The 18652-nt window shown below is 40.6% G+C and carries 15 protein-coding genes and 1 tRNA gene; 12 read left to right on the forward strand and 4 right to left on the reverse strand.

Annotation, left to right across the window (positions count from 1 at the left end; all coding sequences use genetic code 11):
- Nucleotides 1–537, forward strand: coding sequence for a DUF3347 domain-containing protein (locus tag DBR40_RS19180; protein ID WP_124561363.1), 537 nt, complete (start codon nucleotides 1–3; stop codon nucleotides 535–537).
- Between the two features lie 106 nt (nucleotides 538–643).
- Here the strand turns inward: DBR40_RS19180 and DBR40_RS19185 are convergent, their stop codons facing one another.
- Nucleotides 644–2467, reverse strand: coding sequence for a M60 family metallopeptidase (locus DBR40_RS19185; RefSeq protein ID WP_124561364.1), 1824 nt, complete (start codon nucleotides 2465–2467; stop codon nucleotides 644–646).
- Nucleotides 2468–3196: 729 nt separating this feature from the next.
- Between DBR40_RS19185 and DBR40_RS19190 the strand changes: the two genes are divergently transcribed.
- The 11 genes from DBR40_RS19190 to DBR40_RS19240 all read left to right on the forward strand — a co-directional run bounded on the left by DBR40_RS19190 (nucleotide 3197) and on the right by DBR40_RS19240 (nucleotide 16657).
- On the forward strand, nucleotides 3197–3760 hold the full coding sequence (locus tag DBR40_RS19190; protein WP_124561365.1) for an RNA polymerase sigma factor: 564 nt from the start codon (nucleotides 3197–3199) through the stop codon (nucleotides 3758–3760).
- Nucleotides 3761–3840: 80 nt separating this feature from the next.
- The gene (locus DBR40_RS19195) at nucleotides 3841–5004 is read left to right on the forward strand and encodes a FecR family protein (protein ID WP_233603937.1); all 1164 of its coding nucleotides are present in this window, start codon (nucleotides 3841–3843) and stop codon (nucleotides 5002–5004) included.
- Between the two features lie 171 nt (nucleotides 5005–5175).
- Nucleotides 5176–8499: a SusC/RagA family TonB-linked outer membrane protein gene (locus DBR40_RS19200; RefSeq protein ID WP_158674085.1), complete on the forward strand. Its 3324-nt coding sequence runs from the start codon at nucleotides 5176–5178 to the stop codon at nucleotides 8497–8499.
- A gap of 11 nt (nucleotides 8500–8510) precedes the next feature.
- Entirely contained in the window at nucleotides 8511–10163 is a 1653-nt protein-coding gene (locus tag DBR40_RS19205; RefSeq protein WP_124561368.1) for a RagB/SusD family nutrient uptake outer membrane protein, read from the forward strand.
- On the forward strand, nucleotides 10164–11660 hold the full coding sequence (locus DBR40_RS19210; protein WP_124561369.1) for a sulfatase family protein: 1497 nt from the start codon (nucleotides 10164–10166) through the stop codon (nucleotides 11658–11660).
- 555 nt (nucleotides 11661–12215) lie between these two features.
- Entirely contained in the window at nucleotides 12216–13082 is an 867-nt protein-coding gene (locus DBR40_RS19215; protein WP_124561370.1) for a class I SAM-dependent methyltransferase, read from the forward strand.
- 463 nt (nucleotides 13083–13545) lie between these two features.
- A complete protein-coding gene (locus tag DBR40_RS19220) occupies nucleotides 13546–13974 on the forward strand; it encodes a DUF1801 domain-containing protein (protein WP_124561371.1) in 429 nt (142 codons plus the stop codon).
- A 330-nt stretch (nucleotides 13975–14304) separates the two neighbouring features.
- Nucleotides 14305–14958, forward strand: coding sequence for a hypothetical protein (locus tag DBR40_RS19225; protein ID WP_124561372.1), 654 nt, complete (start codon nucleotides 14305–14307; stop codon nucleotides 14956–14958).
- A gap of 40 nt (nucleotides 14959–14998) precedes the next feature.
- The gene (locus tag DBR40_RS19230; RefSeq protein ID WP_124561373.1) at nucleotides 14999–15355 is read left to right on the forward strand and encodes a hypothetical protein; all 357 of its coding nucleotides are present in this window, start codon (nucleotides 14999–15001) and stop codon (nucleotides 15353–15355) included.
- Nucleotides 15356–15530: 175 nt separating this feature from the next.
- A complete protein-coding gene (locus DBR40_RS19235) occupies nucleotides 15531–15881 on the forward strand; it encodes a ferredoxin (protein ID WP_124561374.1) in 351 nt (116 codons plus the stop codon).
- A 206-nt stretch (nucleotides 15882–16087) separates the two neighbouring features.
- Nucleotides 16088–16657 carry a hypothetical protein gene (locus DBR40_RS19240; RefSeq protein ID WP_124561375.1) on the forward strand — a complete coding sequence of 190 codons (570 nt, stop codon included), beginning with the start codon at nucleotides 16088–16090 and terminating at the stop codon, nucleotides 16655–16657.
- Between the two features lie 233 nt (nucleotides 16658–16890).
- On the opposite strand, the gene DBR40_RS19245 is transcribed toward DBR40_RS19240, so the two are convergent.
- The 3 genes from DBR40_RS19245 to DBR40_RS19255 form a co-directional block, all read right to left on the reverse strand.
- Nucleotides 16891–16963, reverse strand: a tRNA-Lys gene (locus DBR40_RS19245).
- 205 nt (nucleotides 16964–17168) lie between these two features.
- Nucleotides 17169–17870 carry an NUDIX hydrolase gene (locus DBR40_RS19250; protein ID WP_124561376.1) on the reverse strand — a complete coding sequence of 234 codons (702 nt, stop codon included), beginning with the start codon at nucleotides 17868–17870 and terminating at the stop codon, nucleotides 17169–17171.
- Between the two features lie 2 nt (nucleotides 17871–17872).
- Nucleotides 17873–18544: an HAD family hydrolase gene (locus tag DBR40_RS19255; protein WP_124561377.1), complete on the reverse strand. Its 672-nt coding sequence runs from the start codon at nucleotides 18542–18544 to the stop codon at nucleotides 17873–17875.
- Between the last annotated feature and the right edge of the window lie 108 nt (nucleotides 18545–18652).

An 18652-nucleotide genomic window follows, 5' to 3' on the forward strand; every position in this document is an offset into this window, starting at 1 on the left:
ATGAAACCTTACCTTATTGTTTTGCTCGGCGCCACCTTATGGTTTGGCAACAGTGCAAAAGCACAGGTACTTACTTCTTTGCAAGAAGTGGGTACGCCAGAACTGGCACAGAAACGCGAAGCCTTGAAGGAAAGCCTTATCGCCAGCTACCTGGGTATTAAAAATAGCCTGGTTAAATCAGATTCGCTCAGTGCAGTAAAGTTTGCAAACGAACTGATAACAGGTTTAAACCAGTTCAAGTTTAAAAAGCTGTCGCTCGAAAAAATGAACGAGGCCACCACCACCCGTCAGGAAATGATCGGCCTGGCACAGGCTATTGCATCAACCAAATCAATCAATAAGCAACGCAGCGATATGGATAAACTATCGGTTAAAATGTGGTCGGTAATTGAGCGGTTCAAACCAGAAAAAATGAGCCTTTATAAGCAAGTTTGCCCTATGACAGGTACCAGCTGGATTAGCGACGATAAGGCCATCCAAAATCCTTATTACCCTAAAAACATGCTTACCTGTGGCGAAGTTAAAGCCAGTATTTAAGAAAATAAATAATTAGTTAATGATGAAAAGCGGCTATCTGGATAGATGCCGCTTTTTTATTGATTATTTGAGACAGAAGAGCGTGCCGAAACCGGCCCGTTTTTTTTTAATTATAAAGCCCCAGCTCTGCTAAGGATGCAAATTGCAAACCATCGTGCGCATTATTGGCAATTACTTTAAGATATCTTAAGGTTTTGGTACTGCCAAAAGCAAAATATTGAGCTCCGCCGGCATTTTGTGCCACGTAATTGTTTACCGCAGTAAAAGTTACGTTATCGGTACTGGTTAACACCTGAAAATCTTTAATTGCCCTGCTTAATCCGCTTCGCTGAACTAAACTTAATCCTTTTGCTGTTTTAGAAGAACCCAAATCAATTACAATCTGGTGTGGATAGCTGGTAGCAGTGCTTGTCCACCTTGAGTGCCAGTAAGTGCTGTAACTGCCATCAATTAAAGTTGCAGCCCGGCCATTAGTAGCACCTTCGCCACTGGTTTCTTCTGAACTGAAAGAATTTATGGTCCAGCCGGTTTTGCTCAACTCGGTTAGTGGTGCAACATTATCCTGCAGGGTAGAAGGATCGGTAGTTGGTGCAGGTAGGCCTAATGCGGCCATATCTGCATAAATTTGCGTGGTAGCTGCCGCAGTTGATAAATTTAAACCCCATTTCTGGAAGAAATAACTCAGGTCTTTACCCGATATGTTACAGGCTTTTAGCATGAAGTAACGAAGTTTTGCATCATCATTAGATAATGTCGGATTCTCTACACGCATGTTTTTGGCCAGTGTTCTGTAGAAATTATCGCCATAAGCAAGGGTTAATTGCTGGAACATGGCTAACCTGATCCAAACGTCGGTTAAAGGATTGGCATAACTTGTTGATCCGTTGTAATCTTTGGTGCCATCGGCTTTGCCTAAATAGGTGAAAACTTTTGGCCAGGTACCATCATTTACGAGCCTGTTGATAGAAGGGGTAAGGGTACGCTGCACATATAAACTGTAAAGGTTAACGGTAACTTCGCCCAAAGTACCCCAACGCCACATCATCTGGTGCTGGTGACCCAACTCGTGCCACATGCCCCAGCCGTTGGTACCCACGCTGCTTAAGGTTAAAATGGCATTTACATCCGAAGTAATATAAGCCGTACGGTAATCGTAAGCGAAAAAATAATAAGCCGGATCTTCGTGCTGGGTAAGCAAATAGGTATGCACATTTTTTGCATGTGCAGGCAATGAATTATCTAAACCATTCAAATCATCTTCGAGAGCAATTACCTGGGTAATTTTATTCAATATCGCCGCCTGGTCTTCTGTTTGGTACTGTATTGCTTTTGCACGCGAAACAACAATAAAGCAATTGCTACCCTCCAATACTACATCAGGTGTGGTGTAGGTTTGCAATTGATTAATCCAGTCGGAATTTGTACTTACCCCGAGTTTAAAGTAAGGCGCATACTGGTATCCACTGTTAAAAGTTAGTTTAGCGGTTGATCCTGTAGTGGCATTAGTGTACCTGATCCACAACAAACCACCCGCTGCATTGGTAATGGTGTTGGTTCCGGCGGTTAACTGTACAACGGTTGGCTGGGTATTCCAGGTGCCATATCTGGAGTAGGTACCAATCAATAATTTAGGTAAACGGGTGCCCGCTGTTTGTTCTACAGTAATATCAAGGGTTGCATTCGGGGCCATGTACAAACCGGTTGCAGTAAAATCTGTTAACTGGTAGCCGTTTTTTAAGCGGTCTTTTTCAATTGAAGCACTGATCTTTTCGGTAAGATTAAAAATATTGGTTTGTGTAGCCGATTCGACCACTGCTCCGCTTTTAGGGGGTTGATTTGTTGCTACTTCTTCGGGCAATACAGCTGCTTTTTTACAGGCAGCAAGGCACGTTATGGCCAGGGCAGTAAAGAATAAAAGTTTACTTTTCATGATTAGGTTTTTTGTAGGTTAGGTTATAAATATCCCGAAACTATATATTAGCTGCAGGGCTTAATTGGTTTAGTTGTTGGGGTTAAATAACCTTCAGACAGCACAAATCGGGGTATTAATGCACGGTTATTTAAATTTGGTTATAACGTAGTTTTTTACTTCATATAAATCATTGAAAGTCAATCGATGATAAGCAATAAGTCTTTCTACAACGTCAATCGAATGTATAAAGATTTACAAACAGATAAAAGAAAAAAGATTGCGCAACCGTTTGATTGTAATCGTAAAATGGCCCTATTGTTAGCTGCAAGTCTATATATTAAAGAGAGTAGCAACCGTATTTGGGTTTAACAATGCTGATTTACCCTGCATATTCTTAAGCATTTAACGATAAAGACGAGCCATTCTGGCTCATCTTTAAAAACAGATTCCTTAAATTTTCTGCAAAGGTAAAATCGTACATATAACGACCTAGCAGTTTAGCCCATAAAGGTACCAATAGAAAGACGATAGGCTAAGAAGTTGATTGATAACACTAAGTTAAATTTCAGCTGATCAAACGTTTGCGCAATGGTAACCAAAAATTAACTGTAATTTATTTATAAAGTAATGCTTAATATTGATTTGAAGAATTTCGATTTCACAAAACCAAACAGGTCGGAATTCATTAAATTATAGGCTACTGTAAACGGTAGCTGGTAATTTTAAATTGAGGTCATTCTATTGTTAATGGATAATTATACTGAACTTCCCGACCTGGCACTCATTCAATTAACAAAAGAAGGAGACCAGTTTGCTTTTTCGCATATTTACGAAAGGTATTGGGGGATGCTTTTTATACATGCCAGAAAAATACTAGGCAATGAAGATGAAGCTAAAGATATTGTTCAGAACCTGTTTTTTAGCCTTTACACCAACATCAATAATATTGATTTTAAAACTACGCTTTCTTCCTATTTATACCGTTCGGTAAAGAATATGGTATTGGATCATATCAAACACCAGAAAATAGTTGACCGGTATCTCGAATCCTTTAGTAATTTTTCCGATCAGGGTGAACTTGTTACTGACCAGGAGGTCAGGCGTAAAGAACTGGAGAAAATTATTGAACAGGGGATTGACGAACTCCCCGGTAAAATGAAAGAAGTGTTCTTGTTAAGCCGTAGGGAAAACATGTCGCACAAAGAAATTGCTGAAAAATTAGGCATTACCCAACACACCATTAAAAGCCAGATAGGCAATGCTATTCGTATTTTGCGCAATAAAATAGGTGCCTGCCTGATGCTTTTCTAGCTTAAATTAAAATATTTTTTTCTTTCTCATACCATCGCCGCTTTCAATCGTCTTAGTTTAACAAGCCTATTGAAATGAACATGGAAGAATCCACCTTTAAAGAACTTCTACAAAAATACCAGGACGGAAAATGTACTCCGGAGGAGCTTAACATTTTGGAGAGCTGGTATCTGGCAGAAGCCGGAAAGCCGATACCCGCATACAGTGAAGCTGAACTGTATGGGATTAAAACTGCCGTATGGGATGAGTTTTCGAAAAAAGCAGGTTTTAGGGCACAAGACTTTTCTCCAGAAAGCAAAACCATTAAACTATTTCGGAACCTCGGCATTGCTGCTGCCCTTATTGTAGCGGTGGGCATTGGTTTTTATTTTTACAGTACGCAAAATGCCAAAGATAACCGATTGGTAAATAAGCAAACTACACCTGTAATACCCGGTAGCAACCGCGCATTGTTAACGCTTGCTGATGGAACGAAAGTGGCGCTTGATGACTCTAAGAACGGAGAACTTGCTCAAAAATCTGGAATTCAAATTGTAAAACTGGCAGATGGCCAATTACTTTACCGGATACCAAAATCAACGCAAAAAACTGGTTTAGAACACCTATCGAATACTATACAAACCCCCAATGGCGGACAATATCAGCTTATACTCGAAGATGGCACCAAAGTTTGGCTAAATGCAGCTTCTTCATTACGTTACCCTATGGCTTTTAGCAGCCATGATAGAGTTGTTGAGCTTGAAGGAGAAGCCTATTTTGAAGTGGCAAAAGATAAAAAAAGAAGATTTGTTGTAAAAACCATTCAGCAAGAGGTGGCTGTATTGGGTACTCATTTTAATATTAATGCCTATCCCGAAGAAAGCAGTGTAAAAACAACGCTGTTCGAAGGAAGTGTACGCGTAACAGAAAAAAACAAAGGAACAGGCGCTACAGTACTTTTAAAACCCGGACAAGCTTCTCAATTTAATGGTGGCCAGTTTGATGTGAAGGAAGTAGATACCGAAGAAGCTGTGGCCTGGAAAAACGGTTATTTTGTATTCGATAACGAAGATCTTAAAACTGCTGTTAGAAAAGTAGCACGATGGTACAACCTCGAGGTAGTGTACACCGGGCAGTTTGGAGCAGTTGAAATAGGAGGTTCTGTATCTCGGTTCGATAATATTGATCAGGTACTACAGGTGCTTAGGTTAACTACCAGGTTAAATTTCAAAGTTGAAGGAAGGAGGTTAATCATCAGTCACTAAAATTTAGCCTATAAATCGAAGGCGCGGCAACGCCTCCGATTACTGATAAAGGCTTAAAGCAATATTAATTATTTCAATAAACCAACTTAGCAAACCAAATGTATGAATTTTAAACAAAAAATCTTGGGTAGGGCATTTTGTGCCCCACGCGGACTAAAACGATACCTTATTATGAGAATCTCTTTGACCATGTTTTTGATGACATCGATCTTTCTACAGATCAGTATCGGTGCCGATGGTCAGAATATTACCCTAAAAGAAAATAATGCAGCACTGAAAGATATTTTAAAAAAAATAAAGAAGCAGAGTGGCTATAGCTTTATTTATATGGGCAATGTTTTTAAAAATGCGAAACCCGTAAGCATATTAGCCAATAATCAAAGCATTACAGCAGTGCTGGATGATGCCTTTCGAAACCAACCGCTTGATTATATGCTTAGCAATAAAACCATTATCGTTCAGCAGAAAAGTAATGTACTGCCTCAAAATAGCAATATTGTACAGCTTAAAGATGTTAGCGGAAAAGTACTCGATGAAACAGGAAGTCCCTTACCAGGAGCCAGTATTAAAGTTAAAGGACAAAATATAAGTACAACAACAGATCTCAATGGGGTATTTACCCTGAAAGGAATTTCAGCAGATGCTGTTTTAACCATTTCCTTTGTAGGTTATGAACCACAAGATGTGAACGTAAATACATCAGGCCAACTGGTTATTAAACTTAGTCCGGTTTCTGCCAAATTGGGCGATGTAGTAGTTGTAGGTTACGGTACACAAAAGAAAGCCAACCTCATCGGATCAGTTTCACAATTAACAGCCAAAGACATCAACGACAGGCCGGTATCTTCTTTAGCCAACGCACTTACCGGCCAGTTGCCGGGTGTTACGGTAATACAGCGTAGCGGTCAGCCAGGTGTAGGTACTGGTAACATTCAAATCAGGGGTGTAGGTTCCTTTGGAGCTAATGCAGGTGCATTAATCCTTGTTGATGGCATTCCTGTAAACTCGTTTAATGATATCGACCCCAACGATGTAGCGAATATTTCGATCCTAAAAGATGCGTCAACAGCTGCCATATACGGTTCGCGGGCGGCAAACGGTGTAATTTTGGTTAGCACCAAAACAGGAACCAGTAGCGACGGTAAAATTAAAATTGCCTATAACGGTTACACCGGTACACAACGGGCTACAGCTTACCCCGAATTTGTCGATTCGTGGGAGTATGCTACCTTGCTTAACGAAGCACAGCCGGGTGCTTATACAGCAACGCAAATCCAAAAATATAAAGATGGCTCTGATCCGGATAATTACCCCAACGAAAACTACATCAATCAGGTATTAAAAAAATCAACTTTTCAAACCGGGCATAATTTATCGCTATCCAATAGCTTAGGTAATACACAATATTTACTTTCTGCTGGTTATCTCTATCAAAATGGTATTGTAGAAAAGAACAATTATAACCGTTATAATATCCGGTTCAATATGGCTAATCAAATTAGCAAAACGCTTAAATTAACCACGCGTCTTTCGGGAGCGCAATACATTAATAACGAGCCTGCACCGCCAGCCACTTTAGACTGGACTGATATGTTAACCAACATTAGCCAGGTAATCAGGGTACCAGCCATTTATGTAAACAAACTGAGTAACGGAGATTATGGACTGGGTGTTGTGGCTAAAGGTACACCGGTTTCCTATTCGGATAACGAATCTTTCTTTAAAAGCAAACAGACCGATTTATTGGCCAATATGCGTTTGGATTGGGAAGTAATTAAAAATTTAAAACTTTCTGTTATTGGTGGATATACCCAACTAACGGGTAATTCGCAACGTTTTTTAGCCAACCAACGCTTAAACAGTACTGTTACGCTTGGCCCGGGAAGCCTTAATCAGGTTAGTTTAAATAATAACTACAAAACATTACAACAACTGGCTGAGTATAAAATAAAGATCAAAGACCACGAGATTGGTATTCTTGCCGGACATTCGTACGAATTCAATAAAACAGATACCGTTTCGGCAAACAGATCAGGATACAATAGTAATACCCTTACCCAAATTAATGCCGGAGATGCCAGTACCCAAAAAAATACTGGAAACGGAGCTGAATTTGCACTCGATTCTTATTTTGGTAGATTGAATTACAATTACAACAACCGCTACCTGGCCGAGTTTACAGTACGTTACGATGGTTCATCACGCTTTCCTGACGCCAGTAAATATGCAACCTTTCCGGCCGGGGCTATTGGCTGGCGTATTTCGGAAGAGTCATTTTTAAAAGATAAATTCAACTGGCTAAGCGACCTTAAAATTAAAGCTTCTTACGGTACACTAGGGAATCAGAACATTGGTAACTACGCTTATCAAAACGTACTGAATGCGGGATTTAATTATCCCTTTGGTGGCACTTTATCAACCGGTGTAGCCAATACCCGACTGGTAGATCCAACCATTAAATGGGAATCGACCCGAACAAAGGATTTAGGTGTTGAAGGTAGTTTATTTAAAGGGAAACTGGGCTTTAGTGCTACCTATTTCGATCGTTATACTTACGATATTTTGGTTAGTCCGGCTTCCAGTGTATCAACTGTATTGGGCTTTAGCGTTGGCTTACAAAACTCTGGCCGCTTAAGCAACCGTGGCTGGGAATTTACCTTAGATTATAGAAATAACATTGGCAGTTTAAATTACGCAGTAAACGGAAACTTCTCTGTGATCCGCAATAAAGTACTCGATTTGGGTGTAGGTAATATTACCCAACCTAACGGAATGGTAGGAAACGGATCAACCTTGTTTAATGGTTTTCCTATGGATATGTACTATGGCTATCGGGCTGATGGTTTGTTTGTTGATGCCGCCGATATTGCCGGTTATGCCAATCAGAAAAGCATTAACCCGAATGTAAAACCGGGCGATATCCGTTACCAGGATATAAGTGGCCCCAATGGTGTTCCTGATGGTAAGGTAGATGCCACTTACGACCGTACTTTTTTGGGCAGCAGGATACCTAAATACACTTTTGGCTTAAACCTTTCAGCCAGCTACAAGAAATTTGATATATCTATCCTGCTACAAGGCATAAGTGGTGCCAACGGTTATTTGGATGGTTATGCCGGATGGGCTTTTTACCAGAACGGAAATATTCAGCGTTACCAGGCTGATTCGCATTGGTCGACTGCCAATCCCGATCCCAATGCCAAATACCCACGCTTAGAAACCATTTCGAATACCGGCACAGCAAATACCTTAACTTCTTCGTTCTGGATGTTGAACGGTAGTTATTTGAAAGTGAGGAATGTACAACTGGGTTACAAATTTACTTCAGCATCGTTAAAAGATAAGGGAATTGAGGGCCTAAGGGTGTATGCTACAGCACAAAATCCACTTGCTTTCAGCAAATATCCTAAAGGCTGGGATCCTGAAACCATTACAAGTGGTTCTTATTATCCGATTATGGCAGTATACACACTGGGTTTAAATGTTAATTTTTAATGATTACTGAGATGAAAATATTATATAAATCTATATTACCAGGCTTAATTGTACTTTTACTGATGGTATCGTGCAGGAAAGAACTGGACAGAGCGCCTTTGGATCAGTTTTCGAGCCAAACATTCTGGGATACCGAACAAAATACCATGCTGGCACTAACCGGGGTATACAAAGGAAATATTCAGATGTCGGTTAATCCAACCAGTGCAGAGTTTTCGGCTACCGATTGGTGGTCTTACCATGGTTTGCTTTACCTCGAATTTGCTACCGATAATGCTTACGACAGGAGAGGAGACAATTCGGGTTTTAATACACTCACCAATGGCACGCTAACGGCAACCAACAGTTACCTGGCCAATTACTGGAGCTTAAGTTACAAACGTATTGCAAGGTGTAACTACTTTATAGAGAATATTGCCAAAGCACCGATTGATGCTGCTAAAATAGCCCGAATGACTGCAGAAAGCAGGTTTATAAGGGCTTGCCAGTACTTTTATCTTTCGCAATATTTTGGCGCTGTTCCTTTAGTCGAAAAAACACTCACCCTTACCGAAGCCAATACCGTAAGCAAAAGTACCAAAGATCAGGTTCAGGCCTATGCCGAAACGGAATTTAAGGCCATTGCTGCTACATTACCGAAACAGAACAGCATGCCGGCTGCCGAACGTGGAAGGGCTACACAGCAGGCAGCACTTGCATTTTTAGGCCGCATTTATCTTGCCCAACAAAAATGGACTGAAGCTGCAGCTACCTATAAACAGCTTATCGATCTCAATGAGAACCTTATTGATCCGAATTATGAAAGTCTTTTTAATGGCACCAACGAAACCAGTAAAGAGATTATTTTTGCCACACAATACATTCAGGATCTGGCACCCAATGCCATGATGCAGCATAATTATCCGGCTAAACTGGGCGGTTATGTTTTATACTGTCCGCTGGGAAGTTTGGTAGAATCGTACGAATTTACAGATGGTACGCCTTTTTCTTATGCTGATGCAAGGTACAATGCAGCCAATGTAGGCCTTAACCGCGATCCGCGCCTGAAATATACGGTATTGTATAACGGGCAGGCTTTCAAAAATATCGTTTATACCAGTAATCCAGATGACAGCAGTTCTCCCGACCAGTTAACTACAACCAAACAAGCCACCCGTACCGGTTATGCACTTAAAAAGTTTAACAGCGAGGCTTTTAGTGGTGGCGACCTGCAAAACTCGGGCGTCGATTTACCAATTATCAGGTATGCAGAGGTTTTGCTAAGCTATTTAGAAGCCAAACTCGAATCTGGTGCGGCTATCGATCAATCTTTGCTTGATGAAACCATCAATAAAGTTCGCGGCAGGGCCACAGTTAACATGCCTAAAGTAACAGAAACCAATCAGGCAGCATTGCGTACCATTTTACGCAGGGAAAGAAGGAGTGAACTGGCACTGGAAGGAATCCGCTATTGGGATTTGTTACGCTGGAAAAATATCGGACAGGTACTGAACGGCGATTTCTACGGTGCGGCTTTTCCGGGAGCAACCAATCTTCGGAAAAAAGGAACAGCTGTAGATCCTTACAGCAGATGGTTTGTAACGTCTAAAGCTTTCAGAACTGGGCAGGACGAACTTTGGCCTGTACCACAGAGCGAGGTGAATATTAATCCTAAACTTAAATAAATGAAAATTCCATTACTGATTTTAATGTCTTTTTTTGGTCTGCAGAGCTTTGCCCAGAAAAAACCCAATGTAATTTTAATCTGTGCCGATGATTTGGGCTATGGCGATCTGAGCTGCTACGGTGCAACTAAATTGCACACCCCAAATCTGGATAAACTTGCTGCCAAAGGTATCCGCTTTACCAACGGACACTCTACTTCAGCTACCTGTACACCTGCGCGCTACGCCTTAATGACTGGCGAATATCCATGGCGGAAAAAAGGAACAGGTATTCTTCCTGGCGATGCTGCATTGATTATTCCAACGGACAGGAAGACCTTACCAAAAGTTTTTAAAGAAGCTGGTTATCAAACCGCAATTGTGGGTAAGTGGCATCTGGGCCTTGGCGATCAGGTAGAAAAAAACTGGAACGGAGAAATTAAACCCGGACCTAATGAAGTTGGTTTTGGTTATTCTTTTATTTTTCCGGCTACGGCCGATCGGGTTCCTACTGTTTTTCTTCAGGATCATCAGGTAGTGGCGCTGGATAAGGCAGATCCGATTGCAGTAGATTACAAGCAGAAAATTGGCGACGAACCTACCGGAAAGGAAAACCCTGAGCTGCTAAAAATGAAAAGCACACCGGGACAGGGGCACGATAATACCATTGTAAATGGCATTGGTCGCATCGGTTTTATGACGGGTGGAAAAATGGCCCGTTGGGTAGACGAAGAGCTTTCTTTCACCTTCCTTACGCAGGCCAAACAATTTATTGCATCGAAAAAACAATCGCCTTTTTTCCTTTATTTCGCTTTAACTGAGCCGCACGTACCGCGTATGCCGGCAACCATGTTTAAAGATAAAAGTGGTTTAGGCGCCAGAGGTGATGCTATTTTGCAATTAGACTGGACAGTAGGAGAAATTATGAAGGAACTTGAACATCAGGGCATTGCACAAAATACCATGATTGTATTTACCAGTGATAATGGTCCGGTGCTGGATGATGGTTACCAGGATGAGGCTGTTACACGACGCAACGGACATACCCCTGCCGGAACACTTAGGGGTGGTAAATATAGCGCACTGGAAGGCGGTACGCGTGTGCCGTTTATCATCAACTGGCCAGCGGGTATTAAACCGGCTGTGTCTGACGCGCTGGTATCGCAAATCGATTTTATTCAATCTTTTGCTGCCTTATTGCAGGCCAAAATACCGGCTGGAACGGCAACGGATAGTGAAAACCAATTGGCTTCTTTTTTAGGAAAAAATAAAACCGGTCGCTCTGTTTATATTGAGCAGGGTGGAGCGCTTTCCATTATTAAAGATAACTGGAAATACATTACACCAGAAAAAGGACCTGCTTATGCTAAGGCGGTAGGTATTGAAACCGGAAACCTGGATGCGCCACAACTTTATGACTTGAGTAAAGACAAGGAAGAAAAAAATAATCTGGCTGCTACTTATCCCGATAAAGTAAAGGCACTTGCTGCTTTACTGGCAGAGATTAAAAGTAAATAGCACCCTACATTTTGATGTGAAAAGCATCGGTTTATAGCGCAGGCACTCCGTAAAAGGAGCTGCCTGCTTTTTTGTTTTAAGTTGTTTATCAAGTGATGCTATTCAAAGGATCGTCATGCTGAATGTATTTCAGCATCTCCTATGCCGGATACTTCGGTGTCGTCATTTCGAGCGAAGTGCAACGTAGTCGAGAAATCTGTCTTTATAGATTTCTCCGTTCGCTACCGGTGAAAAACCGGTTCACTTCAGTCGAAATGACGATTCTTCTATTGGGTCTGTCAATAATAGCGGAATCGAAGGGCCTTTGTTATTCCATTCGCTTATCGTTATTGCGTAGGTCCGTCATTCCCGCGTATGCGGGAACCGTAATGCTTTCACTATTGTTCCATATCCACAGGCTTTTTTCCGCCTGACGCCGCGGGGCTTCGATATTCATTTCCCAGGTATAAAATCGGATCAGGGCAATGGCCAGAGCAGTAGGTTAAATTGTAAACTGGCTATACAATTAATACCAATCCCAATGCTTAAATTTAAGTAGCAGCAATAATTAAAGTTATGGATTCAACCCCTCCACCATTTGATCCTCTGAAATACAAACAAACCACCCACCAGCAATGGCAGGAAGCGGCAGAGGCCTGGTATCGCTGGAGTCCTTTGTTGCACCAATGGCTGGGCAAAACCACCGAAAAAATGCTCAATATGGCTGGCGTAACTACCGGACAAAACCTGCTTGATATTGCTGCTGGTGCCGGAGAGCAATCTATTACTGCTGCCAGAATGGTGGGGCCAACAGGCAGGGTTTTAGCTACCGATATTTCTGCTAATATTCTCGAATATGCCAAACAAATGGCCGCACAGGTCGGATTGAGCAACATTGACACCGCTGTAATGGATGGCGAAAAGCTAACGCTCGATGATGAAACATTTGATGTTGTAATTTCGAGGGTTGGGTTGATTTATTTCCCCGATCAGCAAAAGGCCCTGAAAGAAATGTTACGGGTACTTAAACCGGGAGGAAAAATAGCTGCCATTGTTTATTCCGTACCCGAAAAGAATACATTTTTCGCTATACCGGCCGCTATTATCCGCACACATGCCAAACTACCACCTACTTTACCGGGCCAGCCGGGGCCTTTTAGTTTAAGCCAGAAAGGGGTTATTGAGCTGGCTTTTTCTATGGCTGGGTTTAAAGATGTAAAATCGTGTCTGATTAATGCTCCTTTAATTTGCGAATCTGCTAAACAATGCCTGCAATTTGAAAAAGAATCGTTCGGGGCTTTGCATCAAATGATGAGCGGTTTATCCGAACCTGAGAAAGTTACGGTATGGGATGAAATAGAAACAGCGCTCAAACAGTTTGAAACAGAAAACGGTTTTGAGGGACCCTGCGAAATGTTGGTGGCTGTGGGTGAAAAGGGCTAGGTAATTCGCTTTATTTTGTCACAGATGCATAGAAAATCACAGATTTGAAACCATCAGATATAGCTCACCATCCGCTAACACAAAATTACCCCAAAATCGGCCCATGATTAGCATTGCTCAACCTAATATTTAGTTGTTCTTAACCCTATAATCCAAAGTCCTATCAACCAAAGCCAACAACTATAGCCAATGGTACTTACTATTTCACCTTGTATGCTCAAAGCAATCCCCAGCACGGGGCGAAGCAGGTACGAAGTAAACCTGGCTAAAAGGTGGCCTAAACGTGGGGTGAATGCGGAATTAAGGTGGGGTTTAGTGGTTATTTGGAATTTAATCAGATCGATTAAATTGGAATCATTCTCTTTACCCTAAGATACAAAAAAATAAGGGTATAAATATCCGATTGTTAAAATCGATATATTTGTTGTTAGCGCCACGCCTGACAGTATAATTCAACATATAAATGAATATCCCTGCACAAATAGAAGCTTACATTACCAGTCAACCCGAAGCCAAACGCAGCGACATGCAGGCGTTACACCACATCATTACAGCACTAATGCCAACTGCTCAACTCTGGTTTCTCGATGGCAAAAACAGTGAAGGTAAAATTGTTTCCAACCCAAACATCGGGTATGGGCTTTACACCATCACCTATGCTGATGGCAGAAGCAAAGATTTTTATCAGATTGGTCTCAGCGCCAATACAACTGGTATTTCGGTGTACATTATGGGGATTGAAGATAAGCTATACTTAGCCCAAACCTACGGCGCAACAATTGGCAAAGCCAGCGTTACAGGCTATTGCATTAAGTTTAAAGCTTTGAAAGATATTGATGTAAGTGTACTTCAAACAGCAATACGCGATAGGGTTGAGGGAGGAGTGATTTAATCTATATCAATCATTACTACATAATACATTTGAGCGTTAATTACATCCTGAATTTGAAACAGTCCTTCTTAACGTGCTAATTGCTTAATGATTAAAATAAGCCACCTTCAACCAATTAAGATAGTTAAGCCGCTTATTTCAGCAGATAATTAGCACATCTTATCCTGACAATGAAACAGCCCTTTCTTAATGTATTCAATCCCTTGGTGATTAAAATAAGCATGTGATGAACAAAAATATGAATAGCGATGCAACCTTCTATTGATCCTCGTCGTCTTTCCTAAAAACATAATTACCTAGATACTTACAGCACCAAAGAAATTTTAAACTATGAAAAAATCTACTTACCTGCTTATCCTCGCGCTTTGCGTTTTTACCAGCTCTTGCACCATGATGGTTAAGGGTTTCGCCAAACTCTTGGTTAAAGATTACAATGATTACACCAGTACCCATATTTCTGATATCCAAATTGTAAATCAGAATGGAAAGAGTGAAACATTTGGCAATTTGTACCCGCAAAAAACGGTTTATCTATATGTTTGGGGAAATAAGAAACTGTCTGAGCAGCAAGAAAAATCATACCTGTTATTGAAGGAACGTTTTGCTAAATATCCGGATGTAGTTTTTGCTACGCTTTATGTAGGCTCTGATACGACATTAAATACCAATAGGTTAGTTAACAATGCTTCATCGGCTGAATTCAGAGAGATTTTGAAACTTGGCGATCCTGCACCATTCATTATTGGAAAAGATGGTGCGATATTAGCTTACAAAGGCCCAAAACCAGATGACAAAATTATAGTAGATTATGTTATTTGCCAGGCCATAAAAGGCGAAGATGGAACCAAATCCGCTAAACGGTTTATTAGGGGAGTGAATGGGAATAGTCAGTTTAAATCGGATAAACTCATTGAATGGTACACTGCCCACTACGGCAAAGCTCCTGCAAATAAACTTCCGATGTCTCTATCTTCTACAAACTAGATTTTTATTCCCAATAGCGTGGAGTTTTTAAAAAAAAATATTGGCAAAGAAGTCCTCATCCATTGATTGGGAGAAAGTGAGCTATTCAGAGAAGGTATATCCACAACATTCATTTACGTTGCTAAAGTTGACCATGCCAAACGGTAAGCCAGGGACAGGCTGGGTTGATAAGGCTTTTAGCAAATATGAGTTCAAAGAATTTTGTCCTTATCACATTAGGATAAGTATCGACCTTACTGATAAAATTGCTGAAGATAATCCTGATTTGGATATGGGAACAATTGAGGATTTCTTTTTAGATGGGCTAAAGAAAATGTGCATTTGCCATTTAGTTTCCAGGCTCGCAGCAGATAAAGGAATAGATATGTTATTTATGCTGAAAAGGATGCACCTGTAGCGCAATTTTTAACAATGTCTGCGCAATCAGAAGACAGATTCGTATCTTTCACTTATAAAATTGACTTCGATCCTAAGTGGAGGAAAGTGGATAAATTACTTAATGCGCAGGAAAGAAAATTTGGCTGGTAAAACGCTAAATAAGTGGTTACTCCTCCACAATCAATAATAGCATAATGAAAATATTTGGAAATTTTTTCGATAAGGAACTACCAGGCAGATACCCAGAAAACGTTCAGGGAGATTTTTATGTAGAGAACCAGGTATGTATTACTTGTGGAGCACCTGAAGCCGAAGCGCCAGATCTGATTGAACATTCGAAAATCGAATACGGACATTGCTATTTTAAAAAGCAGCCACAAACTCCCGATGAACTCAATAGGGCAATAAGCGCAATGCAGGTTTCATGTATCTCAGGGCTTCGATACGGAGGTAAGGATGAGGAAATACTAAAACGGCTTTACGAGGCGGGACTAGCTGATGAATGTGATCACAAACCTAAAAGTAAATACCGTTCTCGTTTATAACGGGGGATTGCTGAAAACTGCGATTCTACATTTCTTAATGTGCTTAATTACTTAATGATAAAATTAGCCACCATTAAGCAATTAACGTAGTTAAGGTGTATTGCCTTTTACTACTGGATTTATACATTAAAAAGCTCCTTAATTGTTTTCCATTAATACAACTTAATGTTTATAATTATATTATTTACGACCCAAAATAATTAGATATGAAAAGAATATTACTCTTAGTATTGCTTATTGGTTTTACCAATTTAGTTAGGGCACAGAAATTTGAAATTTACGGAGCTTATGGGCTAGGTTCAGCGCAAGAAATCATAGATGGCCTATCAGATATGGGCACTTCATTAATAACAGGTGGTAATGCCAGTAGCACTACATCTCATGGCTTTGGGCCAATCATTGTTGGCGCAAATTATTACCTTACTGCAAGGCTAACCGCTGGTGTTTTATATTCAAACACCTCATCAAAATCAACTGTTTCTGCCGGAAGTACAGCTGGCTCGGATTATAAGAATACCTACAACGTTTTTATGGCAAGAACTGATTACCGTTACGTTAATAAAACAATTCAGTTGTATTCTGGCATTAGCCTAGGCGCATCCATAGCTAAAACTAAGCCTGAAAATGGAAACAGTACAAATACAGCCAGCAGTACAGACTTTGCCTACCAGGTTAATGCACTCGGAATAAGAGCAGGCAAGAACATAGGCGCCTTCGCCGAATTGGGCTTTGGTTACAACGGTATTATCAATGTTGGTATTTCGGCGAAATTTTAAATAAGCCGAGTTCGAAACAACAATTTGCTATCTTAAGGAGCTAAGCAATGCATTTTTGCATCATGCTTAGCTCTTTTCCTTGCTGCCCTAAGACTTGCGCCAGGTGTGAAGAACTGCAATTCTATCGCTATCTTAAGTTTATACTTATTTAATACCACAAAAAAATGTGAAAGCGCATTAGCGCCGACACTTTTTAAGCACAAAAAAGCCCCACATTTCTGTGAGGCTTTCTGTGATCCCGCTGGGATTCGAACCCAGGACCACTACATTAAAAGTGTAATGCTCTACCAGCTGAGCTACGGAATCATTTCCCTTTGTTTAAGGAGGTGCAAATATAGAGATTTATCCTTTCTTTGCAAATGTTTTTATAAAATGTTTTTGGTTCTTAGCGTTAAAATAATGTTATCTGTTTGTAACCTGCTGATTTTAAATTTGTAAGATCTGAAAATATTTTTCATCTTTTTTCTTAAAAAAATAGGCAGAACAAAAACGAGCGCTTAAGCTTAGCCAATTACTGTTTTGTGGCCTTAGGTATAAAGTTCAAAAAGGATTGAAACTGGGCTTTATGCTTGTTTTTATCCAGTTTAAAATAGAAAGCACCACGTCTGGAGCTCGATTTATCTTTTTCCGTTTGTTTAATGAGCAAACCACTGGCAGTTATTTTGCGGATAAAATTCCTGTTATCAATTGGTGCATCGTACACCTGCTCGTATAGTGCCTGCAATTGCGGGATGGTAAAACGTTTAGGTAAAAGTTCGAACAAAACAGGGTGGAGGGCTGCCTGATAACGGATTTTATCCATAGCGGCTTTAACCATAATGTTGTGATCGAAAATCAGTTCAGGTACATCTTTAATTTTAAACCATTCGGCATGGTATTGATCGTTAATCTGTTTGCTGTATTTATTGATATCGATCAAGGCGAAGTACACTACCGATACAGTACGTTCAATCGGATCACGATCGGGACTACCGTAAGCGTGCAGCTGCTCTAAATATACATCGTGCAGACCAGTAAGTTCTAAGAGGATGCGCTTCGCAGCGCCGTCGAGGTTTTCGGTTTCGCCGATAAAGCCCCCCATTAAGCTCCATTGATCTTTAACTGGCTCAATGGCCCTTTTTATAACCAAAAGTTTCAGTTCTTCGCCATCGTAACCAAAAATAATGCAGTCTACGGCAACCAGTACAGGTTTTTGATTTAAATATTTTCCCATGTTTAAAAAAGCATATTTAATTTAGTGTCATTGTAATCCGTAATATACCCTAAAATATTCGGATAACCTTCAAATTCTTCAATGGTATGTGTTGTGGTTAATACCACGCAAGGCATGCCCGCATTCAGGGCCGATTCTACACCTTTTGGCGCATCTTCAAAAACCAGGCAATCAGCCGGTGCAGTGCTCAGCGCAGCTGCAGCCTTTAAAAAGGTTTCGGGATCGGGTTTACTTGTTTGCACATCATCGGCACTTACAATCGCATCGAGGTAATGGCGGATGTTTAAACCATCAACCACGAAATCGATATTAAAAGGAATGGCTGCTGAGCCAATAGCCATTGGAATATCTGCATCCTTTGCCCGCTCCAAAAAGCCAGCCAGCCCATCAATTAATGCCAAGTGGGGTAAATAACCGGCCTGATAGCGCTTTTCTTTATCTACTGAAAGGCGTTCTACCTCAGCGGCGCTAAATTTACCTTTGCCGAAAACACGCTCCAGAACTTCGTGATTTTTACCGTACATTTCCTTTTTAACACTTTCGTAATCCAGTGCTGCACCTAAATCTTCGGTCATAATGCTGTACCAGGCCAACGTATGGTATTCCATATCGTTAATCATGGTTCCGTTTAAATCGAAAAGAAAAGCTTTAGGTCTGAAATTCAAATCGTGCATATTCTTGCTAAATTATGTGATTTTTTTTGATGTAGGGAATGATGATCAATATTAAGAGAAATAATATTATAATCGTTAACTTAACGTTAATTATTTTTTTACTACTTT

The organism is Pedobacter sp. KBW01 (assembly GCF_003852395.1).
Taxonomy (GTDB): domain Bacteria; phylum Bacteroidota; class Bacteroidia; order Sphingobacteriales; family Sphingobacteriaceae; genus Pedobacter.